Source organism: Vibrio sp. CCUG 15886 (genome assembly GCF_028570825.1).
GTDB lineage: Bacteria > Pseudomonadota > Gammaproteobacteria > Enterobacterales > Vibrionaceae > Vibrio > Vibrio vulnificus_B.
On sequence record NZ_JAQQBT010000011.1, the window covers coordinates 70553 to 97062 of the forward strand.

A 26510-nucleotide genomic window follows, 5' to 3' on the forward strand; every position below is an offset into this window, starting at 1 on the left:
TTAACGTGAACTCGCATCTCTTTGGAGGTGAACAATGAAATTGCTTTTTGCTCTGGTTCTCTCTTTGAGCGCCCCTTTAGTGTGCGCCCAAACTGTCTACACTTGGGTCGATGACAACGGCGTGCTCCACATGAGCGATACCCCCAACAATGGCGCGAAAACCGTCAAACTGCCCGATCTCGAAGCCAGTGCCCCCCCTCCTCAAGTGGAATCAACCCAATCTCTCGATAAACCAGCAGAGCTGACCAAAGAGAAACCGAAAAGCCAACAGCAAGAGGCGGTACCTCTTGCGTTGACACTGGCGTCTCCCAGCCACGATGCCACGATTCGCAGTAATCAAGGGATCATCACCATTCAGGTTCAAACCAACCGTAAGCTGGACATTGGCGAGCAACTGCAACTGGTGTTTGATGGCAATCGCTACGGTGCTCCACAAACCTCAACATTGTGGCAGCTCAAAAACATCGACCGCGGCACGCACATTATTGCCATTCAGGCCGTACGAAGCGGCAAGCTTATTGCATCAACTAGCCCTATATCAGTGCATCTTCATCGCACCAAGATAAAATAGCGGCTTGCAGGCAATATTAAGTAGCTGATAGACGGAAATTCTCCTTTCTCTTGTCTTTGTAATCCGCCATACTGAATTCATTTGCACCAACTTAGTGCAATGCACCAGAAGATAACAAAGACAAGGATGTGAAGGTGAATTCCGTTCTCTCAAATACCATACTCAGCAACATGGTGACTGCGACGCTCATCTTGGATGATGAGCTGCAAATACACCACGCCAATCCTGCGGCAGAGCAATTGTTTTCTCAAAGTGCCAAGCGGATTGTGCACCACCCACTCTCGCAGTTGATTCAGCATGCGTCGCTCGATCTCGCCTTGCTTTCACAGCCATTACAAAGCGGACAAAGCATTACCGACAGTGACGTCACTTTCGTGGTGGATGGCAAACCTTTGTTGCTGGAGGTGACGGTCAGCCCGATTTCAATCGAAAGAGAGCTGATGCTCTTGATGGAGATGCGTAAAGTCGACCAACAGCGCCGAATCACTCAGGAGATGAACCAGCACGCCCAACAACAAGCCGCCAAGCTCTTGGTGCGAGGCCTCGCTCATGAAATCAAAAACCCGCTAGGAGGTCTACGTGGCGCAGCACAACTGCTGGAAAAAATGCTGCCCGATCCTTCATTAACGGAATACACCCAGATCATTATTGAGCAGGCAGACCGCTTGCGCGCGTTAGTCGACCGGCTACTGGGCCCACAAAAACCGGGCAAAAAACAACAAACCAATCTTCACCAAGTTCTCGAAAAAGTTCGCCAACTTGTGGAGCTGGAGTCCGAACAAACGCTGGTCATCGAGCGAGACTATGATCCAAGCTTGCCCGATATTTACATTGATGCTGACCAAATAGAGCAGGCGATGCTCAATATCGTTAGCAATGCTTCGCAAATTTTGGCTCACCAAGAGGATGGTAAAATCTCCATTCGCACCAGAACGGTGCATCAGGCCAATATCCATGGCCAACGCTGCAAAGTGGCGGCCCGGATTGAAATTATGGATAACGGGCCAGGTATCCCCGTTGAGCTTCAAGATACTTTGTTTTACCCCATGGTCAGTGGTCGAGAAGGCGGGACAGGATTAGGTCTCTCTATCTCACAAAACCTTATTGATCAGCATAACGGCAAAATTGATGTCGAAAGCTGGCCAGGGCACACCAATTTTACGATTTATCTGCCAATTTAACGCTGCAAGGAATACGTCATGAGTAAAGGCTATGTTTGGGTTGTCGACGACGACAGTTCGATTCGCTGGGTAATGGAAAAAACCTTATCCTCTGCCAACATCAAATGCGAAACCTACGCCAACGGCGAAAGTGTGTTGATGGCGTTAGAACGTGAAGTCCCGGATGTTTTAGTCTCCGATATTCGCATGCCAGGCATCGATGGCATTGAACTGCTGCGTCAAGTGCATGAGAAGTGCCCGAATTTGCCCGTCATCATCATGACGGCACATTCGGATTTGGATGCAGCGGTTAACGCGTACCAAAAAGGGGCGTTTGAGTACCTGCCAAAACCCTTTGATATCGATGAGACACTGACGCTGGTTGAACGCGCCATTGCGCATGGCCAAGAACAAAAACGTGAACAAATGGCTTCAGCACAGACCCACACCGCGCACACCCCAGAAATCATCGGTGAAGCACCGGCGATGCAAGAGGTTTTCCGCGCTATTGGTCGCCTGTCTCGCTCTTCCATTTCAGTGCTGATTAACGGTGAGTCAGGCACAGGTAAAGAGCTCGTCGCCCATGCTTTGCACCGCCACAGTCCTCGCTCAAGCAAACCCTTTATTGCGTTGAACATGGCAGCCATCCCAAAGGATTTGATTGAGTCCGAACTGTTTGGCCACGAAAAAGGCGCGTTTACAGGTGCCAACTCGGTGCGCCAAGGTCGATTTGAACAGGCCAACGGGGGCACGTTGTTTCTCGATGAGATCGGCGACATGCCGCTTGATATTCAAACCCGCCTCCTACGCGTACTCGCAGACGGTCAGTTCTATCGTGTCGGTGGCCACTCACCAATTAAAGTGGATGTCCGTATTGTCGCGGCGACCCATCAAAACCTCGAACGTTTGGTGCAACAAGGCAAATTTCGTGAAGACCTTTTTCACCGCCTCAACGTCATTCGCGTGCAGATCCCAGCCCTTCGCGAACGTAAGCAAGACATCGAAAAACTGACCCAGCACTTCTTGCTGCGAGCCGCAGAAGAGCTCGGTGTAGAAGCCAAAACACTGCATGGCAGCACGGTGGAAATACTTAACCGTTTGAGCTGGCCAGGCAACGTACGTCAGTTGGAAAACATTTGTCGCTGGCTTACCGTAATGGCCAGTGGCAGTGAAGTGTTGCCAAGTGATTTGCCTAGCGAGTTGGTCAATGAAAAACGCGTGGTGGATGACAGCAACGCTTCTGGCACTTGGCAAGAAACCTTGTCGAGCTGGGCTGAGCACGCATTGGAATCTGGAGAAAAAGAACTGCTGGCTTATGCACTTCCTCAATTCGAACGTATACTGTTAGAAGCAGCACTAAAGCACACCAATGGACACAAGCAGGATGCCGCCAAGGTTTTAGGCTGGGGACGCAACACGTTGACGAGAAAACTAAAAGAGCTGTACTAACCACACTCTCCCGATACCGTACCGTCGCGTCTGCCCATTTGGCTTATTCGGTTTTGCGCCTTTTTTCGACACGTTCGAACACAGGTGCAAACCCCAAGCACTCAAGGAGAGACGCTTTTTCTATGTACGAACTCAACGACAGCAGCAAAATTTCTCTCAAAGCAGCCGTCATCACCCCTTTTGTGGTGATTTTTCTCTTATCGATCAGCTTAGTCATCCTCGTTCAACGACACAGCTATGAACGTGCCGTGGTTGATCTCAGTAACAAGCAACTCTCTGCGTTAACGGAGAATGTACAAACTCATCTCACTGAGTATCTAGGCGCACCGTTTGATGCCGGTTTGGCGATGGCACACACCATCAGCTTCAATCACCTCTACAAAGCTGATGATACCTCACAGTTGCAAGACTATTTCTTGAATGCTTTTCAAACCCTGTACGCCGATATCCCACAACTGGATGTGATCGGTTTTGGCTCGGAAGCGGCGGATTACATCGGCTTTCGCAAAGAGAGCAACGGCACACACACATTGATGATTCAAGATGACCGCACCGACAGCAAATTAGTCATTTATCGCGGCGATCAAATCAGCAAAGACATTGTCTCGGTGATCCCCAACTACGATCCGCGCGTGCGACCTTGGTACGCACCTGTTGCTGAAAAGCGCCAAGTGATGTGGTCATCCATCTATGCTAATGCTGACGAGCGCCAAGAAATCACGCTTTCCGCCCTCTCGCCGGTTTACGACAAGCAACAGTTTGTCGGCGTGATGGTTACTGACATTCGCATCAATACCTTCAACGCGTTTTTAAATCGCTTGCAGGAGAAAACCAAGGCGACCGTCTACATCATGGATAACGATCAGCGCCTCGTCGCACATTCCGCTCAAGGCAGCGTGGTGTCATGGGGGACTGAGTGGTCGAAAAAGGGCGACCGACTGTTAGCCACTGAAAGTGCCGACCCTATCATTAAGCAGCACGCAGAACGAGCGAAAGCAGAACGCATGTTGCAACACGAAGAGGCACAACAATTTGAGTTCGAAACCAAGAATGAACGTTATTTCAGCCTCTTGTCGCCATACACCGACCAATATGGCCTCACGTGGTTTATTGGCATTTCCATCTCTGAAACCGAGCTTCTTGGCGTATTGCCGAAGTCACAACAGCAAAGCTGGCTGATCGGCATACTGGTAAGTGCGATTGGGATGTCTTTCTGCTTAGTCATTTTCAGCCGTATCACTCGTCCTATTACGGCCACCGCCACGGCAGCAAGAAATTTGGCCAACGGCAATTGGGATAGCTCAATGCCAAAACCTGGCCGCATTCATGAAACCAGCTTACTGGTCAACGCCTTTAACGAAATGGCCAATAACCTCAAAGCGTCCTTTAAAGCCCTGCATAATCAACTGGTGTTTGATTCCCTGACCAAGCTGTACAGCCGAGAAGGATTGATTGATGTAAGTAAGCGCAAACTTACTGAGTCTGGTAGTTTATTTATGCTTGGGGTTAATCGCTTTCGCGATATCAACGACAGCTTGGGACATCACAACGGTGACCAACTGCTGATCAAAGTCTCCGAACGAATCCAAACCTTGTTTGACGATCAGTTTTTGCTCGCTCGCACAGGAGGAGACGAATTTGCGATATACGCTCCCCACATCAATCAAAGTGAAGAAGTGACGTTGACGGTAAATCGCCTTCAGCAACTCTTCATTGCCCCGTTTTATATGAATGACGAAAGTGTGGTGATGAAGGTGTCGATTGGTGTCGTGATCACCGACAGTGATAGCAACATGACACGCTGGCTACGGAATGGCAGCATCGCACTGAGCAATGCAAAACAAGATGTTTCGGGCGTCAGTTACTATCGTCCTGAAATGGCCGACGCTTCGAAATTTCGCACTCAAATGCTGGCAAAAATCCAAGATGGTATCGACAGCCAAGAATTTATCCCCTATTACCAACCCATTATTGAGCTTAAGAGCGGCAAAGTGATCGGTGCTGAAGCACTGGCACGCTGGCTCAGCAAACAAGGAATTATCTCCCCACTCGATTTTATCCCTATCGCAGAAGACAGTGGCCTGATTCAAAAAATTGGCAGTCAGATTTTACGCCAAGCCTGCCATGATTGCGCCAAAGCGATCGCCACTCAGCGCTGGGATGCTCGCTTTCAACTGCATGTGAACATTTCCGTCAATCAACTGCTTCGCGATGACTTTGTCGCTGAGGTTTCGCAAATTTTGCAGGAAACGGGGTTAGCCGCCACTAACCTTACGTTGGAAATCACCGAGTCGCGCTTGGTTGAAAGCGCACATGGCACATTAGACAACATGCATAAGCTCCGTGCTTTGGGCATTAGCATTGCCATTGACGATTTTGGTACTGGCTATTCCTCTCTCGCCTATCTGCATTCGCTGCCGTTTGATTGCCTGAAGATAGACCGAACGTTTGTCGAAAAATTAAATCGCCAAGAAATGAACAATTCCGTTGTCGCTGCGGTGGTGAACATTACAAAAGGGTTCAACGTTAATGTTGTGGCTGAAGGGGTTGAAACCAGCTTGCATGCCGAGCTGCTGATGGAATTAGGATGCACCCTAGCGCAAGGTTATCTCTATAGCCGCCCGGTGCCATTTGATGAGTGGCCATCGCTATAAGCACAAACCGTTGAGATACATTAAAAATGCCAGCGTTTTCGCTGGCATTTGTATTTAAAGAGACATAGAAACTGTGTTTAGATCACGCGAGAAAACTGCTGCTGACGCGCTTTGGCTCGCAAGTACTTATCAAAGCACATACAGATATTGCGAATGAGCAGACGGCCACGAAGTGTCACGCGGATCGCTTGTTCATCCACTTCCACCAGCGCATCGTCAATAAAGGTCTGTAGCAATTGTAGGTCTTCTTTAAAGTACTGATTGAACGTCACGGCAAACTGCTTCTCAATCGCCACTTTGTCGAGTTTGAAGTTACAAATCAGCTGTTTGATCACTTCTCGACGCAATAAATCGTCACCATCCAGCGCAACACCCTTCCACAGAGCATGACGTAAATCATTCACTTGTGCATAGTACTTTTTCAGCTCTTTTTGGTTTTGCGCATAGGCATCGCCAATCATGGAAATGGCCGATACACCAAAGCCAACCAAGTCACACTCCCCTTGCGTTGTGTAGCCTTGAAAGTTGCGATGCAGCACGCCATTACGCTGAGCCACCGCCAGTTCATCTTCGGGCAACGCAAAGTGGTCCATGCCGATAAATTGATAGCCCGCATCGGTCAACGTCGCGATGGTGTTTTGCAGAATCGCCATTTTCTCTTCCGCTTTCGGCAGATCTTCATCTTTGATTTTGCGCTGCGCAGCAAAAAGCTGAGGCATGTGAGCGTAGTTAAACACCGACAATCGGCCTGGCTGCATGCTGAGGACTTGTTCCAACGTTTTGGCAAAAGAATCTCGATCTTGCTTAGGCAAACCGTAAATCAAGTCAAGGTTGGTCGAACGGAAGCCGAGCTGCTTCGCGCGCTCAACCATCGCGAAAATAAATGCTTCATCTTGCTCGCGATTGACCAGCTTTTGCACTTCTTTGTTGAAGTCTTGCACACCGATACTCAGGCGGTTAAAGCCTTCTGCACGTAGGTGATCCAGCATTTCCAACGCAATTTCTCGTGGGTCAACTTCAATACTGATTTCGGCTTCCGCTGTGAAGGTGAACTCTTCACGCAGCAGTGTCATCAAGCGGGTGATTTGCTTAGCACTAAGAAATGTTGGTGTACCACCACCAAAATGCAATTGCGTTACGTGACGACCTTGCAGTAAAGACGCACGTTGGCGAATCTCATGCTCCAACACATCCAAATACTCATCCGCTTTGTGCGAATGGCGTGTTATCACCTTATTACAGCCACAGTAGTAGCACAGCTTATGGCAAAACGGGATGTGAATGTACAGGGACAGCGGTCGCTCAGGGTATTGCGTGCAAGCCATATCGTAGTCAGAAATGGTAAATGCTTCATGAAACTCAAGCGCCGTTGGGTAAGACGTATAACGCGGACCTGAATAGTTATATTTGTCTAATACCGCTTGGTCCCAAACAATTTGTTGGTTCGATTCAAGGTTCTGATTCGACATGGTGGTACTTCCATAAAATGCTGTGGGGCGCTATTTTGCCACATCAATGAGACGCTCATGGCGCTGTGATATGGCTTTTTTATCGCCAATTTTTAGAAGTGCTAGCCTGATCACGATAGCCCTACTCAAAAGTAGGGCTATGGATTAGATCATCTGAATATGGATTTGATTATTCAGCGGCTTCACTTTCTGTTGCAGAGTTTTTAACTCTTCAATCACCGCTTCGCTGAGGCGACCTTCCGCTTTGTGGCGCTCAAGGTTTTGCTTCATGCGTTGCTGTTTCTCCAGCTTTTGTCTCTCTTCACCACGCGCCATATCTTTTACGATGTGGTAAAGCTCCGCAATGGCGGGATAAGTGGCATCGAAGTCGACGCGTTTCTCACCTTGAACGTAGTCCATGATGCAATAAACCCGAATCGCAATTTCGGATAAGTCACACTGACCCTGAATGCCCGCAAGGCATAGGGTATTTACGCTATCAAAGATATTGGCGTTGCGTTTCTCTATCGCCAATTTTTGATGCTGGAGCTGCAACTCCTTTTGCTTTTTAAGCTGGAGTAGAAGGTAACCAGCATACGACGCTAAACCAAGAATGATTGCGCCACCAAGAATGGCCAGTAGGGTTACACTCATCCGTTCGCTTATCCTTTGTAATCATCCATATCAAAGTCTTCAAAATCCGCCAGCAGATCATCATCAGAGCGTGATTTGCGCACTGGCGCTTCATCTTCAAACTTCTCTTCCGCTTCTGGCTCTAGCAGACCAAGCTGGCTCATCAACTGCTCGATGCGATCCAGTTTTTCATCCACGTATTGCTGTAGACCACGGCCTAGGTTTTCACCTGATTCGATGCGGTCAAGCAACACGTTCAGTTTCGCATCATTTTCGAGCATCTCGAGCTCTTGTTCTGCAGACAGACGACGCTCTTGTTTCGTCAGCTTTTTCGCTGGCTCAACAATCAATGGAATTTTCTTTTTGCTGCCTAAACGCGGATCACGAACCTGCGAAGAACCGTGCTTTTGCTGCGCACCTTCTTCCGAATTGCGACCGCCCGCTTTTAGGCCTTTACGTTTTTTATCTTTCTTACGTAAACGACCAGCAACATCTGACTCTGAACGATTACGGGTAACCATAAATTCCGGGGCGCCAGCGGCACCCGGCTTTCTCGATTTTTTCTTACGACTCATTACTGGGTCTTCCTCAGTAAAATTACATCTTTGCCAATAAATTCAAGTTCGAGCTTATCTCGCTCTGCCAGATACTGAAACGTTGCTTGGCTAAAAAAGATCACATGCGTGGGGTCATTTTTATAGTGCCAGTTCGCAAACGCTTCTCGATCAATCACCATTTTGGTCATTAGACCGATCCAGCCTCTGGGTTTAACTAAATTCAACCATTGTTGCCACACCACATTGGGTTCATAGAGGTGCTCGATCACCTCAGTAGCCGTCATGAAGTCATACTCTCTTCCCAGCACTGAACGGTCTGGATGATAATAGAGATCGTACAACGACATAACGTGACCATGCTCTTCTAGCATCAGTGAGAGCGTTGGCCCGGGTCCACAACCAAAATCCAGTCCATTTGATTGGGGTGCGATTCGTTCTAAAAGAGGATCGGTAATACGCGATAAGAAGCGGCGATAACCGAGGTCCAATGGATTGTTCTCATGCAGATCATAGTGAGATTTTTCAGTTTTTGCATCCAAGCGTTGCTCGGGATTAACAAACACCAACTCACAGCGCGCACATTGCAGATACTCACGACGCTTGTCAGTAAAATAGTGCAGAATCTGATCATGCTGACATAAAGGACAAGTATGCATTCGGACTTCCTCAAACAGGGATGCGAAACATACCAGAAAGTCGACCCAGATTGGAGAGCCAACGGGTAAATAATCACCAATTTCGTAAAAAAACGGCCAAAATAAAAAAAGCGACAGCCATGCTGTCGCTTTCCGAACGGCCACTGAGTGGCCAAAACTGTGTTGCACTCATTCAGTGCACCAATAATCCATTTGTTTTTCGTGCTTTCCATGCCAAAAGGTGTTGTTCGTCATCTTCCTGATGATTTTTGGCTTTCCATCGACTTCCTGTATCACGGCTTACTCCCTAAGCCTGATCCTTTACCCTGTCTTAACCTTTAGACGAGATGACCATCCTTATCTGACCTGTATCCTACAGGTCTAACGTCCTTTTCTCCGACTACCAAGCGATCCGTTGCTTGCATCCTTGGAGACCATCTTGGTCTGAATCCTTCACCAACTCCCTGCTGGTGATGCCTAATTTACCTTGTCATCAAAATGAAACAAGCGAGTGAAAACGATTTCGTCGACGTTTTTAACTTAATTTTTATTTTTCTCTATTTATCAATGTATTAAATAAAGCACTTAGACAAAGGCGGGAAAAGAAATGGCAAATGTCTTACAAAGACTAAGGCGATTTGTCTTTTCTCTTCTTTTCTACCTAAACCATGCGAGTACATGGTACTCAAAAAAGAAAACGCCCTAGTACCGTAGTACCAGGGCGTTTTCATACAACCTTTGCTCGAGCGGTTCAGGCTAATTAGTGAAGACCACCAACATATTTAGACAGAATCTCAATGTCTTCGTCGGTCAGTTTCTTCGCGATGTCACGCATCATTGCATTCATATCATTGCCACGTGACGCGTCGCGGAATTTAACAAGTTGAGCTTTGATGTAGTCAGCATGCTGACCTGAAATTTTAGGGAAACCTGAAAGCTCAGTGCCGTTACCACGAGGGCCATGACAAGCAATACATGCTGCAATACCACGGTTGGCATCGCCTGCGGTATAAAGCACTTTACCTTGCTCCACCACATTTTCTGGCGTGGTATTGTGAGAAATTGGCAGTGAGGCATAATAAGCCGCGAGATCCGCCATGTCCTGTTCACTTAATGGCATCGCCATGCCACTCATAACCGGATCGTAACGACCTTGCTTACCAGCACTTTCCATACCTAATTTGAGATCTTTCAACTGCTTCTCAAGGTATTTGGCGTGTTGACCTGCCAGTTTTGGGTAAGTAGTGATTGCACTGTTGCCGTCAGCACCGTGACACGCAACACACGTTTGGGATTTTGCTTTACCAGCTTCAATATTACCTTGGGCCCATACTGAGCAGCTGGCTATAAGACTCAAAATTAGCGCTAATTTCTTCATGACATTCCATTATAATTATCAAGCTTCCAGTACCACGGATGTGAACATACCGAGTACACTCATGGTACAATAGGCGACCTTATGCCGAGCACGGTTATTTTACACAATTTCACAAAAAAGTAATCAATCGACTACACAAAGTCGAGATGGAGTTAACAGTGAGCGTAAAAATTCATTACCAAAACACGCATTTCATCACTAGTGCACCCGATATTCGCCATTTACCCGCTGATGAAGGGATCGAAATTGCGTTTGCAGGACGCTCAAATGCTGGTAAGTCCAGTGCACTGAATCGCTTAACCAATCAGAAAAACTTAGCTAAGACCTCGAAAACCCCAGGTCGTACTCAGTTGATTAACTTGTTTAAAGTCACGGAAGGTTGCCACATTGTCGACCTACCTGGGTACGGCTTTGCACAAGTGCCACTTGAAATGAAAAATAAGTGGCAAAAATCACTTGGTGAGTATTTGCAAAAACGCGAATGCTTGAAGGGCTTAGTGGTACTGATGGACATTCGTCATCCAATGAAAGATCTCGACCAACAGATGATCTTTTGGGCAATTGAAAGTCGTATCCCTGTGCAAGTACTGCTTACAAAAGCAGACAAACTGAAGAGCGGTGCGCGTAAAGCGGAATTGCTCAAAGTGCGCAAGTTGGCGGAAACCTTCGGTGGGGACGTACAAGTGGATGTCTATTCCTCCCTCAAAGGGCTTGGGGTGGATCAGCTTAGAGCCAAACTAGATACTTGGTTTGCACCTGCGCTTGCTCACCTGCTGGAAGACGAAGAAGGGTCAAATACAGCCGAGTAAAACGGATAACCATCGCTTCGCTCTCAAAGCCCTGCTGTTTATAAGCAGGGTTTTTTTGTGTCTCTTCTTACTTGGTGGATTGGTCATCACTGAATACACCTTTCCGTCATTGTTCAGCGCAAAGTACTCCCCTTTAGATACAAAAATCCCCGCCATCCTGGCAGGGAAACGGGAGAGAAAAATCGGTAGTTATTGTTATGCTTTGAAGCATTACCGATGTTTGTTTCTATTTCAATAGCTCAGTCATTGATGAAAATGACACACCCTCTCAGCTTTCGCCCTCTAAAAACCATCTAAATAACTGATAAAAATAAGAAATACATCAATAACATCCTATTTATATATGCACTTAGTTTTCCAAGAGAAATAATCAGAGTGTGAGTGGTGTAAATTTACATATTGATATAACGCTCTGTTGCGTTCGTTTTTCAATCTGAAACCGTATAAAAAGAAACAAACAAGAGGCGTTAAGAATGGAGATGCGATATAGATATGATTTAATTGAAATTTTATTTAGACCAATAAAAAACGCCCCAGTCAAATAACCTGACTGGGGCGGCTGAATCAGCCTAATCCAATAACGTGAAACAAAAGGTCTGAAAGATAGAACATCTTACCTCTGTACCCTACGCGTACTAATGTACAACAATTGGTCAGAATTGCAAACTTTTTCTGTAGTTTTTTTTCATGAATTTTTTATTTAACTACAACTCAACAATATTTCTGCAAACTTTTTTGATGCTAAAAAAAAGCCAGAGTTTGTGCTCTGGCTCATGATATTTATTCATTTTTGTACAAAAAATGCTTAATGCGCTTGATCCCAGTTGTCACCATGGCCAGCTTCCGCCACCAAAGGAACATTTAACTGTGCTGCAGATTCCATCAATTGTTGTACTTTACTTTCAATTTCGGTCAAACAGGACTCTTCCACTTCAAACACCAGTTCATCGTGTACTTGCATCAGTAATTTGACTCGACCATTGCCTTCCTCTTGAATCCACTGATCCACCAACAACATCGCTTTCTTGATGATGTCTGCTGCAGTGCCCTGCATTGGAGCGTTGATCGCCGCACGTTCTGCTGCTTTACGACGCATCACATTGCGAGAGGTAATTTCCGGTAGATGCAAACGACGACCAAAAATGGTTTCAACATAACCATGTTGAGCGGCATTTGAACGTGTGTCTTCCATGTACTGCATGACACCAGGGTAGCGCTCGAAATATTTATCCATATAAGCTTGTGCTTCACCACGCGGAATTCCAAGCTGTTTCGCTAAACCAAACGCACTCATGCCATAGATAAGACCAAAGTTGACGGCTTTGGCTCGACGACGCTGCTCACTGGAGACTTGTTCAATCGACACGCCCATGATTTCTGCCGCGGTTGCCGCATGGATATCTTTGCCTTGCTGGAAGGCGTCAAGCAGTGCTTGGTCACCAGACAAGTGCGCCATAATACGCAATTCAATCTGTGAATAGTCGACCGCAAGAATTTTATAGCCATGTGGCGCAACGAACGCTTGGCGAATACGGCGTCCTTCTTCATTACGAATTGGAATATTTTGCAAGTTTGGATCGGTTGACGATAAACGACCAGTAGCCGTCACGGCTTGATGGTAAGACGTATGCACGCGCCCTGTGTGTGGGTTAATCATTTTCGGCAGCTTATCGGTGTAAGTCGATTTCAACTTCGCTAAGCCACGGTACTCCATAATGACGCTCGGCAGTGGGTAATCCAACGCGAGTTCTTGCAACACTTCTTCTGCTGTAGAAGGGGTACCTGAAGGCGTTTTCTTGATAACAGGTAAACCCATTTGCTCAAACAAGATGGTTTGCAGCTGCTTTGGCGAGTTCATATTGAATGGCTGGCCTGCGATTTCATACGCTTTTTGCTCTAACTCTCCCAAGCGCACAGCGATCTCTTGAGATTGCGCAGACAGTTTCATGTCATCAATCAACACACCAGTCCGTTCCATACGTGATAACACTGGCACTAATGGCACTTCAATCTCTTGATAGATGGCGTTGAGTTTCTCATCTTGTTCAATATTGGCAAACAAGCGGTTGTGCAAACGCAAGGTGACATCCGCATCTTCGGCGGCATAAACCGCAGCCTCATTTAGATCAATTTGATTGAAAGTCAGTTGATTCTTGCCTTTACCAGCCAATTGCTCAAACGAAATACAACTGTGCTGTAGGAAGCGCAGTGCCAAGCTATCCATGTCGTGCTTGCCGCCCACGCTGTTGTACACATAAGAAGCCAGCATGGTGTCGTGCTTGATGCCCTTCATCTCAATACCATAGCGAGCCAGCACTGAGGCATCGTACTTCAAGTTTTGGCCAACTTTTGCCTTCGTATCATCTTCCAGCAGTGGCTTAAGTTGAGCCAGCACCCACTCGCGATCAAGTTGCTCCGGAGCATCCAGATAATCGTGTGCGACTGGCACATAGGCAGCTTCTCCTTCTGCCACAGCAAATGACAGGCCCACTAAGTTAGCGACCATGTAATCAAGGCTGTCCGTTTCGGTATCGAAGGCAAACAGCTCTGACGCTTTCAGCTTGTCCAACCAAATGTCGAATGTCGCTTGGTCGAAGATGGTTTGATATTGGCTACGGTCAATATTCGCCGCAGCATTGTTGATTTCACTTTCAACCGGAGATGCGCCACTGCGTACCGAGGTTTGTGCTTTTTCATCCGCTTCAACAACACCAGTGCCACCGTCTAGTAGCTCATTGAGCCAAGATTTAAAGGCCAGTTGGCCATAGAGCTTGATCAGCTCATCTTTATTTGGCTCTGTTTTTAAAAGGGATTCTGGCGTTTCTTGCAATGCAACATCAAGCTTGATCGTCGCTAGCTGATAAGACAGCAACGCATTGTCTTTGTTGTCCACCAGCTTCTTCGCCATGGTTTTTGAGCCGCGGAAGCTCAGTGCCGCAATGTCATCCAAATGGTCGTACAACTGACTAAGACCACCAATACCTTGCAGCAGAGCTGTGGCGGTTTTATCACCCACACCAGGCACGCCAGGAATGTTATCGACCTTGTCACCCATTAACGCGAGATAATCGATAATCAGTTCAGGTGGAATACCGAATTTCTCAATGACCCCTTCTCTGTCCATCACGACATTGGTCATGGTGTTGATTAGGGTAATGTTGTCGTCCACCAACTGAGCCATATCTTTATCACCGGTACTGATCAGCACTGGCATCCCTTGTTGAGAAGCTTGATAGGCCAGCGTACCAATCACATCGTCCGCTTCAACACCTTCAATAGCAATCAAGGGAAGCCCCATTGCTTTAATAACTTGATGAAGAGGTTCTATTTGGCAACGCAGATCGTCCGGCATTGGTGGTCGGTTGGCCTTATATTCCGGATACATATCGTCGCGAAAGGTTTTGCCTTTGGCGTCAAACACCACCGCAATACGATCAGAAGCAAACTGACGCATCATGCTGCGCAGCATGTTCACCACACCGTAGACCGCATTGGTTGGGATATCACCATTACTCATGGTGCCAGGATAGGCATGAAACGCTCGATAGAGGTAAGAAGAGCCATCAATAAGAATTAATGGATTTTCAGGAATAGTGGCCATAGTTGTCGTTATCCAGCAGAGAATAAAATGATCTGCTAAGGATGCCACGTCTAATCCAGTGAATCCACGCTCTCGCATAAAATCCGTTAGCTAAGATGTCACAATTAGCTCACATTTTCCTCTCCATCTGTGGATAAGTCTGTTTATATTAATTATCCACCGGATATTCAAGCCGTTAAAACCAGTATGAAAATGAAAATATAACATTGAAAAATAAGAAAAAATATCAAGATCGAAGCGAAGGAAAACGATCATTTAGCGATCATCCATTGTGGACAAAGATAATCACTGAGAAAAAATAAGTCTTTCTGTACAGAAAAAAACCAATAAAAAAAGCGACATCGTTTGATGTCGCCTAGCAAAATTGCGGTGAAGCTAATTCGTTGAATACGGCAGCTTAACCATAAAGCTATAAATTACACTGGAAGCAATGTGAGCAATGTCGTGTCAAAAAGAATTCGTGCAAGTTCAGAGCAATTTGTATCATCACCTTTTCAACACCGTTGTTTGGGGTAAATCAACATCCTTGTGAACTTTTCCTCATTCCCTAAGACGCCTTAATAATAACAATTCTCATTTACATGTCAACTATCAAATGAGAAAAAATCTCATTTATTTACCGTGATACTCAAGCTTTATGAGCCATTTAATTTGGACTCTCATGTTTCTATATTATTTTCAAAGAGATATACATTAACGTTCCCTCTTAGTGAGCACATACTCATCAAGCAAAGCGCTTTTTTGATTGTTATCTTCCTGACAAAACGTAAAAAGGCTGGCACAAGCCAGCCTCATCACCTCGCAAGAGGGATTACCACTATTCAGTTTTCAAGAATTGCGCCGCTTGCGCATTGTCTTCCGCTAACCATTGTGCGACATCTTTGGCAAAGTAAGTCAAAATGCCATCCGCACCCGCTCGTTTAAAGCAAAGCAACGATTCCAACACCGTTTCACGCTCTTTCAACCAACCATTTTGAATCGCGGCTTTGTGCATCGCATATTCGCCCGACACTTGATAGGCGAATGTCGGTACTTGAAGCTCTGTTTTAACACGGCGTACAACATCGAGGTATGGCATGCCCGGCTTCACCATCACCATATCGGCACCTTCATTGATGTCTAATGCTACTTCGTGCAACGCTTCATCGCTGTTGGCGGGATCCATTTGGTAGTTCTTTTTGTTTCCACCTTTTAGGTTGGATGCAGAGCCCACCGCATCACGGAATGGCCCGTAGTAGTTGGATGCGTATTTGGCGGAGTAAGCCATGATTTGAGTATGAATGTAACCCGCTTCCTCTAGAGCGTCACGGATACGGCCAATTCGACCATCCATCATATCTGAGGGGGCCACTACATCCGCACCCGCTTCCGCATGCGACAACGCTTGTTTGATCAGAACTTCCGTTGTCTCATCATTCATCACATAGCCTTCTTCATCAATGATGCCGTCTTGACCATGGGTGGTAAAAGGATCAAGTGCAACGTCTGTAATGACGCCCATTGCTGGCACGTGCTCTTTTAATGCACGCACTGCTCTCTGAACCAAGCCTTCAGGGTTATAAGCTTCCGCGGCACAAAGGCTTTTCGCGTCTTGATTCACCACAGGGAAAAGAGCAATCGCTGGCACACCAAGCTGAGCAAGGTACTGTGCTTCTTCAAGCATCAAGTCAATGGAAAGGCGCTCTACGCCAGGCATAGATTCAACACTCTCACGACGATCTTTACCCATTAAGATAAACATCGGGTAGATCAAGTCGCTAACCGATAGCTGATTCTCCGCCATCAAACGACGACTGAACTCATGCTTGCGCATACGGCGCATACGGCGCGCTGGGAATGGGCCTTGAATAGATACAGACACTCTCGTCTCCTTGTCTGGTGTACAGAATTGGCAAAATCATATCACTACGAAGGCTGCGCGCCAGCAACAATAAAGAAAAATCGCAAAAATGACCAAATGCTCACACTGGCGTATACTCTGCACACCTTTTGAACGCTGAGATAACCTAATGATTGACACTCATGCCCATATTTACGCCAAAGAATTTGACCAAGACCGCGACCAGGTTGTGCAACGCGCGCTTGAGCAGGGCATTGAAAAAATCTTACTACCCAATATCGACCTCGATTCCATTGAGCCTATGCTACGCACCGAAGCCGCGTACCCAGACATATGCCATTCAATGATGGGGCTGCATCCATGTTATGTGGACAATAATGTGAAGCAGACGCTCGAGACGATCCACGCTTGGTTTGCAAAACATTCGTTCATTGCTGTCGGTGAGATTGGTATCGACTTGTATTGGGATAAAACATATCAAAAGGAGCAAGAGTGGGCCTTTGTCACTCAGCTTAATTGGGCAAAAGAGCTTAAACTGCCCGTTGTCATTCATACGCGAGATTCCATTCAAGAAACTCTCAAACTCCTAAAAGCCGAGCAAGACGGTACATTGAGTGGGGTATTTCACTGCTTTGGTGGTTCAATTGAAGAAGCCAACGCCATCAACGACCTTGGTTTCCATCTTGGTTTAGGCGGGGTCACCACCTTTAAGAATGGTGGCATGGACAGTGTCATTCCAAGCCTAGATCTCAACTATGTGATTCTCGAGACGGATTGCCCTTATTTAGCCCCCGTTCCACATCGCGGCAAACGGAATGAACCTGCTTATACCCGATTGGTCAATGAACGGATCGCCGATCTACGACAACTCTCCAATGAGGAAGTGGCTAAAATAACCTCAGAAAATGCCAAACGTTTGTTTCACTTACTGGATAAATAATGAGTGCCACTTAATGAGCAATTAGATAAAACCTTGTTTTTACTGTGTAAATAGTAAATAGACTCATCACTTTTAAGCAATAAATATGAGATCAGAATCACATCCACTAATGGCATTATAAGTAAATTGCATATATGATCTCTGCCACAAAAATCATAACAAAAGTGAGAAGTTACATGTGTAATCACAGTATTCACTTACAACGTCATCATCGCTCCTTCTGGCAAAAAATCATCGGCATCAAAGAGATTTATATTTGCCAAAATTGTGGTCATACGATCAAAGTGAGATAAAAAAAGCGGCTTCATTTCATGAAGCCGCTTTTTTATTATTCTTGCTCTTGTTCTTCGCTTTCCTCTTTGCGGGTATAGAAACGCGCAAAGAACAAACCGACTTCAAACAACAAACACATCGGAATGGCCAATAGGGTTTGCGAAATCATATCTGGCGGAGTTAACAGCATCCCTACGATAAACGCACCAACAATAATATAGGGACGTTTTTCGCTTAAGCTCTTCGGATCGGTTGCTCCTGTCCAACACAGCAAAATGATCGCTACTGGTACCTCAAAAGCAATACCAAATGCTAAAAACAGCGCTAAAACAAAATCCAAATAACTGGCGATGTCGGTGGCAAACTCCACACCTCCTAAAGAGATGGCGGTGAAAAAGCCAAACACCAGGGGAAAGACAACGTAATAAGCAAACGCCACGCCGCAATAAAACAACAACGAACTGGAAACCAACAATGGCATGATTAAGCGACGCTCATGCTTATACAAGCCAGGCGCCACAAAGGCCCAAACCTGATAAAGAATAAACGGCACAGCCAAAAAGACCGCCACGATCAACGTCAATTTGAGTGGCGTGAAAAACGGTGAAGCCACATCCGTTGCTATCATCGTCGCCCCTTCAGGAAGACGCTCCACCAGCGGCGCCGAGATAAACTCGTATATTTCACCAGAAAAATAGATTAGGCCGACAAAGACAATCAACACTGCAAGGATCGCTTTCAATAAGCGATTACGCAGTTCTAACAAGTGGCTAATCAAAGGTTGAGTCTGCTCAACGGTAGACATGTCAAACCTCTAGAATCAAAACGGATCAAAAAAGAGCTACCCAAAGAGTAGCTCCCCTATGTGAGACTATTCGGACTTGGTATTTGCCGCCGATGTTTTTGTCGCCTCTGTTTGATGAGTCGCGTCACTAGACGAGCTGGACGTGGCTTCATTTTTGGCTGACACATCTGCGTATGGGCGATTCACCGACTGAGCAGCTTGTTTTAGCTGCTCCACAGACGCTTTCAGGTCTGGCGAAAGTTCTTCCATACCCATTTGCTCTGCTTTACGCAAGTTTTCTTGTAGCTCCTGAACTTTGAGTTCATGAGCTAACTCGTCTTTAACGCTATTTGCCATGCTTTTCGCTGCACTAACAAATCGCGCCACACTACGAATCGCATGCGGCAAACGCTCTGGCCCTAAAACAACCAGACCCACGACAAATATCAATACCAGTTCCCAAAAACCGATATCAAACACTTATTACGCCTGCTCTTTGTCTTTTTTACTTTCGGTCGCAGCTTGTTTGCTTTGCTGCTCTAGACTTTTCGGCTCAAAGTCTGCGTCTTTCTTCTCAGACTCTTCTTCGTTCATCGCTTTCTTGAAGCCTTTAATTGCGCCGCCTAAATCACTACCAATACCGCGCAGTTTTTTAGTTCCGAATAGCAATACAACGATGACAGCAATAATCAACAGTTGCCAGATACTGATACCACCCATTCTTTTTACCTCGGGTCTTTTGTAACAAAAATTAGATCAAGAGTTTAACGTCTAACGACGATAAGCTCGCCAACTGAACAGCCAAAATGTGACGCCTGCAATAGCCGTCGCCAGTGAAAGCTGTTCATAAGTGTGGTCCACCAATATTGCCGAGCATACGACTAATGTGGCCCCAACGCCAAATAAAAACTTTCCTGTTGCCTGCTGGCGCTTGCTGGCTCGATAACCTTGGTAAAGCTGATCCATTCTCTGGTTCATCGCTTTGCCCTGTTTGAGGCTGTCATACAGCAATTCCGGCAGTTCAGGTAATTTTTCCGCCCAATAAGGCGCGCGGTCTTTTATTGCATTGATCAACGCCTTAGGACCAACTTGATTCATCATCCACTCTTCAAGGAAGGGTTTTGCGGTTTCCCAGAGATCAAGCTGAGGATAAAGCTGGCGCCCTAACCCTTCCACATACAGCAAGGTTTTTTGCAATAACACCAGTTGCGGCTGAACTTCCATATTGAATCTCCTTGCGGTATTGAATAGGTTCAATAACACATGACCAAAGGAGATTTCACACAACGGTTTGGCAAAAATCGGCTCACAGACAATACGAATCGCAAATTCAAATTCATCAATATTGGTGTCTGCCGGTACCCAGCAAGAGTCCACATGCAGCTCTGCCACACGTCGATAATCACGATTAAAAAACGCCAAAAAGTTTTCCGCTAAATAGCGTTTATCTTCGCTATTTAATGTGCCAACAATGCCACAATCCAAACCAATCCATTGTGGGTTCTCGGGATGTTCAGGGTTAACAAACACGTTCCCTGGATGCATGTCTGCATGGAAGAAGCTGTCGCGAAAAACCTGGGTAAAGAATACACTCACCCCTCTTTCTGCCAACAACTTCATGTTGGTGCCATTCGCTTTCAAGCCTGCAATATCCGAGACTTGGATGCCGTATATTCGCTCAGAAACCATGACAGTTTCATTACTAAAGTCCGGATAAACTTCAGGAACGTATAACTCTTCGCTGTCGGTAAAATTACGTCTTAGCTGTATCGCATTGGCCGCTTCGCGACGCAAATCAAGCTCATCCAGTAAGGTTTTCTCATACTCTCGAACCACTTCGATTGGTTTAAGACGACGTGCTTCAGGCATTGCTTTGGCGACTATACGCGCCATACGTCGCATCAGTTTTAGATCTGCATCAATGATGGGACGAATATCTGGGCGAATGACCTTTAATACTACTTCTTGGTTAGTCGTTTTCAGCTTGGCGGTATGCACCTGCGCAATGGAGGCCGACGCTAAAGGAACCAGGTCAAAATCACTAAACCAGGTTTCTAAAGGCCCACCGAGCGCTTGCTCCATTTGTGCTTTCGCCAATGCACCATCAAAAGGCGAGACTTGATCTTGCAGCAGTGCAAGCGGGTCTGCAATGTGAGGTGGAAACAGATCGCGACGAGTAGACAACATCTGGCCAAACTTAATCCAAACAGGCCCTAGCTCTTGCAGTGCAAGACGTAGACGATCCCCTAACGGTTTTTCTGGATGCTGATTCTTAAGCCAAAACAAGCTTTTGCGCATCCAACGTGGGGCTTTGGCAAGTTGATGGTCTGGCAGTAGGTCATCCAAACCATATTCAAGCTGAACTTTAATGATGCGATAAAGGCGCTTTAGCTCTGTCGGGGTCATGCTTTCTCCAACAGTTTTTGCAGACGAGCTTCTAGTCTGGCGAGATCACTTTTGGCATCGTCCACTTGGTCACAGAAGTAAGCCACTTCCAATGGTCCAGGTGCCAGACGCCATTCTTCGGTAATCACCTGAGCAAGATGATGCTGCTGCTTTTTCGCTTGACGCCCGACGAAGCCACCGACATTCTTTACCCCCTGAGCCAAAGAGTGAGCGACCACATCCCCAGTGACACGCGATACCCATTCCTCCACATCCGGTTTTGCGTCCGTGATGAGCTGAGCAAACTTCTGCGCTAATTGAATGTCCCCTTCAAGGATCAGCTTGTCTTGCTTAATCAGCTTCGTGATATTGGCTTGCTCTCTCAGCTCAGGCAACACCGCCAATTTAAGCGACAAATAACAATCCGGTTGGCCTTCATAATTGGCTAATACATCGATCTGTTGGCTAAAAATAAACGTCAACGTTTTGTTCAGCTCCTGGAGATGAACTTGGATCACTTGCCCCTTTAAACGTAATAAACGTTTTTCGAGATCCGGATTGTCTTTCACCAGCACATTGAGGCTAGTTTCAATCACTGCGGTAATGAGTGGTTCAAATGGCATGGAGGCTCCTAAAATTTGTAGCCACGATGCAGGGCAACAATGCCACCCGTCAAATTGTAGTATGAGGTATTTTCAAAACCCGCTTCTTGCATCATCCCCTTAAGGGTTTCTTGATCAGGGTGCATGCGAATCGATTCGGCCAAGTAACGGTAGCTATCGGCATCGTTCGCGACCAACTCGCCCATTTTCGGTAATAGATGGAAAGAGTACGCGTCATACACCTTAGATAACGGGTCAAAGACAGGTTTGGAAAATTCCAATACCAACAAACGACCACCCGGCTTGAGCACTCGGAACATCGAGCGAAGCGCTTTATCTTTGTCAGTCACGTTACGTAGGCAGAAACTGATGGTAATGATGTCAAAGTAATCATCCGGAAATGGCAATTCCTCGGCATTCGCTTGTACGTAATGAACGTTACCGACAATGCCGCTGTCTCGTAGCTTGTCTCGACCGACGTTGAGCATAGAATTATTGATGTCGGCAAGAATGACATGGCCCTTTTCACCCACGATACGGGAAAACTTGGCCGTCAAATCGCCTGTGCCACCACCTAAATCTAATACTCTCTGACCAGGACGAGCACCACTGCAATCGATGGTAAAGCGCTTCCACAAACGATGGATTCCCCCTGACATCAGGTCGTTCATAATGTCGTATTTGGCCGCGACTGAATGAAATACTTGAGCAACCTTAGCGACTTTTTCTTCTTTCGCTACGGTAGTGAAACCAAAATGCGTGGTTTCTGATGATTCTAAAGCTGTATTCGATTGCACGCTGATGTCCGTCATTATTTTTCCTCTTGGGCAGTGCGGTTCGATTGAGGGCCGAAATGGTTTTCTTGGCCCAAGACTGCGGTCGAATAGTTTACTTTATCCTCAACGGGATGTCTTTCTACTAAAGAGTCATTTTGTGCTAATTGAGTTAAATCCGTCGAGATAGGGCGTTTGACTTCAACACCCAGCTCTTTGAAACTTTCCGCCTGACGAATGACATTTCCTCGCCCGGTCACTAATTTGTTCATTGCCCCTTGGTAACTTTGGTTAGCTTTATCCAGCGCTCCGCCTAAGTTTTGCATATCATCGACAAACAAGCGCAGCTTGTCGTATAGCTTGCTTGCTCGCTGTGCAATGATCTTCGCGTTCTGGCTCTGACGCTCATTGCGCCAGAGGTTATCAATGGTTCTCAAAGCAACCAGTAACGTGGTTGGACTCACCAAGATGATATTTTGCTCCATCGCGTCTTTGACTAGGCTCGGATCAGCTTGTATTGCCAATTGGAAAGCGGGCTCGACTGGTATAAACATCAGCACATAGTCCAAGGAGTGAATACCTTTGAGCTGGTGATAATCTTTTATACTTAATCCTTTAATGTGCGCACGAATCGCAGCAAGGTGATTGGACAGCTCAATGTCGCGCTCGCTGTCCGACTCCGCATGGAAATAGCGCTCATAGGCCACCAACGTCATTTTGGAGTCGATCACCACTTGCTTATCTTGAGGTAAATAGACGATCACGTCGGGTTGATAGCGTTTACCCGCTTCATTTTGCAAACTGACCTGAGTCTGATATTCATGCCCTTCGCGTAATCCTGATTCCGCAAGCACACGCGCCAGCACCACTTCTCCCCAGTTTCCTTGCTGCTTATTGTCTCCTTTGAGCGCTTGCGTGAGGTTCACGGCTTCACGAGTCATCTGCTCATTCAAGCGTTGTAAATTTTTCAACTCATGCACAAGCGTATGACGTTCTTTGGCTTCATAACTGAAACTATCATTGACCTGCTTCTTAAAGCCTTCTAACTGCTCTTTTAAGGGGGATAATAGTCCTTCTAAGCTGAGGCGGTTTTGTTGATCAACCTTAGCGGTTTTTTCTTCAAAAAGTTGATTCGCAAGATGCTCAAACTGCTGTTTCAAGCGCACCTCTGCTTGTTCCAGAATTTGCAGCTTCTCCTGATTCGCTTGAGTCAGTTGCTCATGGCGAGCCTGCTGCTCACGCAGTTGTGTCTCTAACTTTGCGTTGCATTCCCTTAGCGCCGTTAACTCATCAAAGTATTGTTGACGCTCTTGTTTTACCGCATCGAAGTAGCGTAGTTTTTCAATTGCGGCCATCAACTTACCATGAGTCTGTTTGACCTCATAAGCTGCCTGATCGCGCTCCTGATCATAATCATCTAATTCTGTTTGGAGCTGTTGCATTCCATGCTGCAGTTGTTCGATTTTACTGGCAGATAAACGTTGTTCACTTTCTAGCTGTTGTTGCAACAACTGATTCACCACCGCAAGCTTCTGGCGCTGCCACCAAGCGGCTAAAATTGCGGTCGATAGAGAAGAAAAAAGGGTCAGCAAAAGGGAAGCTTGGTTATCGATAATCCATTGCATAATAAGGCGTTCTAAGAAAAGAGATGCGTGTTTCAATGGTATTTATATACTGGATAAATGTCCAGTTTGTTGCACAGAAAATCCTCGCTTACACTAGGTGCTTTGCTTGCTGACTATCATTTTGAGGATTTATGAACGAGCGTCGCGCCCTAGGATTCGGGCTTTCTGCTGTATTGTTATGGTCTACTGTAGCGACCGCCTTTAAACTTACGCTCATTGAGTTTAGTCCAATCCAAATGCTCACCATAGCCAGTGTTATTTCCGCAATGGCCCTTCTCGCGATTTGCGCCGTGCAAGGAAAGCTGACACAGATCAGTGCTACTTTCTTATCAAATCCTTGGTATTACTTACTGCTAGGGTTGATTAACCCATTAGCCTACTACCTCATTTTATTTAAAGCCTACGATCTATTACCTGCCTCTCAGGCCCAAGCGATCAACTATAGCTGGGCCATCACACTGACACTGATGGCCGCTGTGTTTCTTGGACAGAAAATTCGTAAGCAAGATTGGGTAGCCTGTGTATTCAGCTACGTTGGTGTGATTGTCATTGCGACAAAAGGCGATTTATTAGGACTGTCATTTGAAAGCCCTGTGGGCGTAGCGCTAGCACTCACCTCGACTTTACTTTGGGCTGGGTACTGGATCCTCAATACTAAAAACCAAGCCGATCCTATTGTTGGTGTGTTGCTTGGTTTCTTAGTCGCGATTCCTTTTGCCATTGCTTTGACGGTAATCGAAGGCCAGTCATGGGGGCAGATTTCGATGCAGGGCTGGCTTGCTGTCACTTATGTTGGCCTGTTTGAAATGGGAGTGACTTTTGTGCTATGGCTATCTGCACTGAAACTCACCAATAACACGGCAAGGATAAGCAACCTCATTTTCGCCTCACCATTTATCTCTCTCATGCTGCTTTCCTCCATAATTGGCGAGGAAATTCACCCTACAACCCTCATTGGCTTGATGCTCATTATTGCAGGGCTGGTGATTCAGCAGATCAAGTGGGGCAAAAGAAAGCTCGCTACCGCGGATCACTCTTAACTGATACTGGCTTACTGCTAACTAAACATGTTGTAAGCCATTTCACTTCCTTGCCCTCTGATTTGATCGATCACAAAGGCACGTCCCGGTGTAATGCCCAGTGCGCTTGCGGCAGGATGTTCAGCCAAGTAATGCTGCTTTTCCTCTTCTTCTAACATCGAATCCCAGCGCTTATTGATGTCTCTTGCCAAGTAGAGCAAGCAAGCTAACCGCTTGGCTATCTTAGCCTTGCCAGGATGATTGATGTTTTCAATGGCGTCTTTCATTTCTGGCGGAAACTTCCAAGCTTCGGCGAGCTTCGCTCCAAGTTCCGTCGCATCCGTGCCCAAGACCTCTCTTTGTGCACTTAACGGAGACTGCCCTTCCGCGATTTTATTGCTGATTTCTATCGCTTGTTCTGGCACCAATGAGTGAATCATCAACTCTCCAATATTGTGCAGCACACCCGTGGTAAATACTTCATTGGCATCCAACTTCGCTTGATCTGCTAGCTTGCTCGCAATCATCGCGACCTCAAAGGTATTGGCCCAATAATCCTTGATATTCAATGTTTCAATTTTAGGGAACGCGCTGTAGAGAATTGAAGAAGAAACAAGAGTGCGAACAGCCCCACTCCCAACACGTATAACCGCTTCATTGAGGTTGGAAAGAGGTTTGTTACCGGCAAAATGTGCCGAGTTAGCCATTCTGAGTAATCGAGCACTGAGTACCTGATCCATCGCCAATTTTTTTGATAGCTCAGAAAAATCAAAATTATCTCTATTGACCATCTCAAGTAATTCTTGCAGCACACTCTCAATCCGAGGTAATTCGTTGAGACGTGAAATCAGAGCTTCTTGGGACATACCTCTCTCCTTAGACTGTCGTGTTACTTAATTAATATAGGACACATTAAGCAAGATAGACTCCTCGTTCTCTATTTAGTTTTTGGTATTGATTTAAAGCCAGTTAGGGGTTTTAAATCAACTAGAGTGGAAGAGCCCAGAAAATTGGCTAAGTTGGATGAGTACAAACAAAAAGACCCAGAATGTCAGCTAAGGTCTAGCATAAGTAGTAAACAGCAAAGCTTTCAACTCTGGCATAAGCGGGATGACTCCCCTTAAAAAAATTCACTACGCTTAAAACGACCAAACCCAGTCTGAAGACTGGGTTTCTAAATAAGTGCCTGACGGCTGGGGTGGCAGTCAACGGGCAAACCTTGTGCGGGACTCGTTGGTCACAGACCAAAATAATACAACAGAAACAAAAAGACCTCAGCATTTCTGCTGAGGTCTGGAATAAGTGGCGGAGCGGACGGGACTCGAACCCGCGACCCCCGGCGTGACAGGCCGGTATTCTAACCAACTGAACTAC

At 46.3% G+C, this 26510-nt stretch carries 23 protein-coding genes; 7 read left to right on the forward strand and 16 right to left on the reverse strand.

Going from position 1 to position 26510, the window contains the following annotated elements:
* The first annotated feature begins 34 nt into the window (after positions 1-34).
* The 4 genes from PQQ36_RS16990 (at position 35) to PQQ36_RS17005 (ending at position 5834) form a co-directional block, all read left to right on the forward strand.
* Positions 35-571, forward strand: a complete 537-nt coding sequence (locus tag PQQ36_RS16990; protein ID WP_011078957.1) for a DUF4124 domain-containing protein — start codon at positions 35-37, stop codon at positions 569-571.
* Positions 572-699: 128 nt separating this feature from the next.
* The gene (gene glnL, locus PQQ36_RS16995) at positions 700-1752 is read left to right on the forward strand and encodes a nitrogen regulation protein NR(II) (protein WP_373023472.1); all 1053 of its coding nucleotides are present in this window, start codon (positions 700-702) and stop codon (positions 1750-1752) included.
* Positions 1753-1770: 18 nt separating this feature from the next.
* Positions 1771-3180 (forward strand): nitrogen regulation protein NR(I), encoded by a 1410-nt coding sequence (gene glnG, locus PQQ36_RS17000; RefSeq protein ID WP_045596110.1) that lies wholly within the window; start codon positions 1771-1773, stop codon positions 3178-3180.
* A 122-nt stretch (positions 3181-3302) separates the two neighbouring features.
* The gene (locus tag PQQ36_RS17005) at positions 3303-5834 is read left to right on the forward strand and encodes a bifunctional diguanylate cyclase/phosphodiesterase (protein ID WP_039552203.1); all 2532 of its coding nucleotides are present in this window, start codon (positions 3303-3305) and stop codon (positions 5832-5834) included.
* 77 nt (positions 5835-5911) lie between these two features.
* Here the strand turns inward: PQQ36_RS17005 and hemN are convergent, their stop codons facing one another.
* The 5 genes from hemN to PQQ36_RS17030 form a co-directional block, all read right to left on the reverse strand.
* Positions 5912-7303, reverse strand: coding sequence for an oxygen-independent coproporphyrinogen III oxidase (hemN, locus tag PQQ36_RS17010; RefSeq protein WP_039552199.1), 1392 nt, complete (start codon positions 7301-7303; stop codon positions 5912-5914).
* Positions 7304-7447: 144 nt separating this feature from the next.
* Positions 7448-7936 carry a DUF2489 domain-containing protein gene (locus tag PQQ36_RS17015; protein WP_039468885.1) on the reverse strand — a complete coding sequence of 163 codons (489 nt, stop codon included), beginning with the start codon at positions 7934-7936 and terminating at the stop codon, positions 7448-7450.
* 8 nt (positions 7937-7944) lie between these two features.
* Positions 7945-8490 (reverse strand): Der GTPase-activating protein YihI, encoded by a 546-nt coding sequence (gene yihI / locus PQQ36_RS17020; protein ID WP_130247320.1) that lies wholly within the window; start codon positions 8488-8490, stop codon positions 7945-7947.
* Positions 8490-9128, reverse strand: coding sequence for a class I SAM-dependent methyltransferase (locus PQQ36_RS17025; protein WP_061059037.1), 639 nt, complete (start codon positions 9126-9128; stop codon positions 8490-8492). Before PQQ36_RS17025 ends, yihI begins: the two co-directional genes overlap by 1 nt.
* Before the next feature lie 739 nt (positions 9129-9867).
* The gene (locus PQQ36_RS17030; protein ID WP_011078965.1) at positions 9868-10485 is read right to left on the reverse strand and encodes a c-type cytochrome; all 618 of its coding nucleotides are present in this window, start codon (positions 10483-10485) and stop codon (positions 9868-9870) included.
* A gap of 158 nt (positions 10486-10643) precedes the next feature.
* Here PQQ36_RS17030 and yihA point away from each other — a divergent pair, with 158 nt between their 5' ends.
* Entirely contained in the window at positions 10644-11294 is a 651-nt protein-coding gene (gene yihA / locus PQQ36_RS17035) for a ribosome biogenesis GTP-binding protein YihA/YsxC (RefSeq protein WP_045623799.1), read from the forward strand.
* A 564-nt stretch (positions 11295-11858) separates the two neighbouring features.
* Here yihA and PQQ36_RS22775 read toward each other — a convergent pair.
* From PQQ36_RS22775 to hemB, 3 genes are all read right to left on the reverse strand, one after another.
* Positions 11859-11906, reverse strand: coding sequence for a hypothetical protein (locus PQQ36_RS22775; RefSeq protein ID WP_438356636.1), 48 nt, complete (start codon positions 11904-11906; stop codon positions 11859-11861).
* A 193-nt stretch (positions 11907-12099) separates the two neighbouring features.
* Entirely contained in the window at positions 12100-14895 is a 2796-nt protein-coding gene (gene polA, locus PQQ36_RS17040; protein WP_273661885.1) for a DNA polymerase I, read from the reverse strand.
* An 817-nt stretch (positions 14896-15712) separates the two neighbouring features.
* Entirely contained in the window at positions 15713-16756 is a 1044-nt protein-coding gene (hemB, locus tag PQQ36_RS17045; RefSeq protein ID WP_011078968.1) for a porphobilinogen synthase, read from the reverse strand.
* 148 nt (positions 16757-16904) lie between these two features.
* Here hemB and PQQ36_RS17050 point away from each other — a divergent pair, with 148 nt between their 5' ends.
* Complete coding sequence (locus tag PQQ36_RS17050) at positions 16905-17675, forward strand: TatD family hydrolase (RefSeq protein WP_060532796.1); 771 nt, start codon at positions 16905-16907, stop codon at positions 17673-17675.
* A gap of 328 nt (positions 17676-18003) precedes the next feature.
* On the opposite strand, the gene tatC is transcribed toward PQQ36_RS17050, so the two are convergent.
* The 7 genes from tatC to rmuC form a co-directional block, all read right to left on the reverse strand.
* Complete coding sequence (tatC, locus tag PQQ36_RS17055) at positions 18004-18753, reverse strand: twin-arginine translocase subunit TatC (protein ID WP_011078970.1); 750 nt, start codon at positions 18751-18753, stop codon at positions 18004-18006.
* 66 nt (positions 18754-18819) lie between these two features.
* The gene (gene tatB, locus PQQ36_RS17060) at positions 18820-19212 is read right to left on the reverse strand and encodes a Sec-independent protein translocase protein TatB (RefSeq protein ID WP_011078971.1); all 393 of its coding nucleotides are present in this window, start codon (positions 19210-19212) and stop codon (positions 18820-18822) included.
* A 3-nt stretch (positions 19213-19215) separates the two neighbouring features.
* Entirely contained in the window at positions 19216-19452 is a 237-nt protein-coding gene (gene tatA / locus PQQ36_RS17065) for a Sec-independent protein translocase subunit TatA (protein ID WP_011078972.1), read from the reverse strand.
* A gap of 51 nt (positions 19453-19503) precedes the next feature.
* Positions 19504-21138 carry a ubiquinone biosynthesis regulatory protein kinase UbiB gene (gene ubiB / locus PQQ36_RS17070; protein WP_225470929.1) on the reverse strand — a complete coding sequence of 545 codons (1635 nt, stop codon included), beginning with the start codon at positions 21136-21138 and terminating at the stop codon, positions 19504-19506.
* Positions 21135-21740: a ubiquinone biosynthesis accessory factor UbiJ gene (locus PQQ36_RS17075; RefSeq protein ID WP_013572591.1), complete on the reverse strand. Its 606-nt coding sequence runs from the start codon at positions 21738-21740 to the stop codon at positions 21135-21137. The genes ubiB and PQQ36_RS17075 overlap by 4 nt, the downstream gene beginning before the upstream one ends.
* Positions 21741-21748: 8 nt before the next feature.
* On the reverse strand, positions 21749-22531 hold the full coding sequence (gene ubiE / locus PQQ36_RS17080) for a bifunctional demethylmenaquinone methyltransferase/2-methoxy-6-polyprenyl-1,4-benzoquinol methylase UbiE (RefSeq protein WP_011078975.1): 783 nt from the start codon (positions 22529-22531) through the stop codon (positions 21749-21751).
* Positions 22531-24117 carry a DNA recombination protein RmuC gene (gene rmuC / locus PQQ36_RS17085; protein WP_225470930.1) on the reverse strand — a complete coding sequence of 529 codons (1587 nt, stop codon included), beginning with the start codon at positions 24115-24117 and terminating at the stop codon, positions 22531-22533. The genes ubiE and rmuC overlap by 1 nt, the downstream gene beginning before the upstream one ends.
* 131 nt (positions 24118-24248) lie before the next feature.
* Here rmuC and PQQ36_RS17090 point away from each other — a divergent pair, with 131 nt between their 5' ends.
* Complete coding sequence (locus PQQ36_RS17090; RefSeq protein ID WP_225470931.1) at positions 24249-25157, forward strand: DMT family transporter; 909 nt, start codon at positions 24249-24251, stop codon at positions 25155-25157.
* A 17-nt stretch (positions 25158-25174) separates the two neighbouring features.
* On the opposite strand, the gene PQQ36_RS17095 is transcribed toward PQQ36_RS17090, so the two are convergent.
* Positions 25175-26002 carry an HDOD domain-containing protein gene (locus PQQ36_RS17095; RefSeq protein ID WP_011149179.1) on the reverse strand — a complete coding sequence of 276 codons (828 nt, stop codon included), beginning with the start codon at positions 26000-26002 and terminating at the stop codon, positions 25175-25177.
* Positions 26003-26510: the final 508 nt, after the last annotated feature.

What these genes read in the sequence shown, in the direction of transcription:
- PQQ36_RS16990 (WP_011078957.1), top strand. Translation starts at nt 35, where the DNA reads ATGAAATTGCTTTTTGCTCTGGTTCTCTCTTTGAGCGCCCCTTTAGTG.
- glnG (WP_045596110.1), top strand. Translation starts at nt 1,771, where the DNA reads ATGAGTAAAGGCTATGTTTGGGTTGTCGACGACGACAGTTCGATTCGC.
- PQQ36_RS17005 (WP_039552203.1), top strand. Translation starts at nt 3,303, where the DNA reads ATGTACGAACTCAACGACAGCAGCAAAATTTCTCTCAAAGCAGCCGTC.
- hemN (WP_039552199.1), bottom strand. Translation starts at nt 7,303, where the DNA reads ATGTCGAATCAGAACCTTGAATCGAACCAACAAATTGTTTGGGACCAA.
- PQQ36_RS17015 (WP_039468885.1), bottom strand. Translation starts at nt 7,936, where the DNA reads ATGAGTGTAACCCTACTGGCCATTCTTGGTGGCGCAATCATTCTTGGT.
- yihI (WP_130247320.1), bottom strand. Translation starts at nt 8,490, where the DNA reads ATGAGTCGTAAGAAAAAATCGAGAAAGCCGGGTGCCGCTGGCGCCCCG.
- PQQ36_RS17025 (WP_061059037.1), bottom strand. Translation starts at nt 9,128, where the DNA reads ATGCATACTTGTCCTTTATGTCAGCATGATCAGATTCTGCACTATTTT.
- PQQ36_RS17030 (WP_011078965.1), bottom strand. Translation starts at nt 10,485, where the DNA reads ATGAAGAAATTAGCGCTAATTTTGAGTCTTATAGCCAGCTGCTCAGTA.
- polA (WP_273661885.1), bottom strand. Translation starts at nt 14,895, where the DNA reads ATGGCCACTATTCCTGAAAATCCATTAATTCTTATTGATGGCTCTTCT.
- PQQ36_RS17050 (WP_060532796.1), top strand. Translation starts at nt 16,905, where the DNA reads ATGATTGACACTCATGCCCATATTTACGCCAAAGAATTTGACCAAGAC.
- tatC (WP_011078970.1), bottom strand. Translation starts at nt 18,753, where the DNA reads ATGTCTACCGTTGAGCAGACTCAACCTTTGATTAGCCACTTGTTAGAA.
- tatA (WP_011078972.1), bottom strand. Translation starts at nt 19,452, where the DNA reads ATGGGTGGTATCAGTATCTGGCAACTGTTGATTATTGCTGTCATCGTT.
- ubiB (WP_225470929.1), bottom strand. Translation starts at nt 21,138, where the DNA reads ATGACCCCGACAGAGCTAAAGCGCCTTTATCGCATCATTAAAGTTCAG.
- PQQ36_RS17075 (WP_013572591.1), bottom strand. Translation starts at nt 21,740, where the DNA reads ATGCCATTTGAACCACTCATTACCGCAGTGATTGAAACTAGCCTCAAT.
- ubiE (WP_011078975.1), bottom strand. Translation starts at nt 22,531, where the DNA reads ATGACGGACATCAGCGTGCAATCGAATACAGCTTTAGAATCATCAGAA.
- rmuC (WP_225470930.1), bottom strand. Translation starts at nt 24,117, where the DNA reads ATGCAATGGATTATCGATAACCAAGCTTCCCTTTTGCTGACCCTTTTT.
- PQQ36_RS17090 (WP_225470931.1), top strand. Translation starts at nt 24,249, where the DNA reads ATGAACGAGCGTCGCGCCCTAGGATTCGGGCTTTCTGCTGTATTGTTA.
- PQQ36_RS17095 (WP_011149179.1), bottom strand. Translation starts at nt 26,002, where the DNA reads ATGTCCCAAGAAGCTCTGATTTCACGTCTCAACGAATTACCTCGGATT.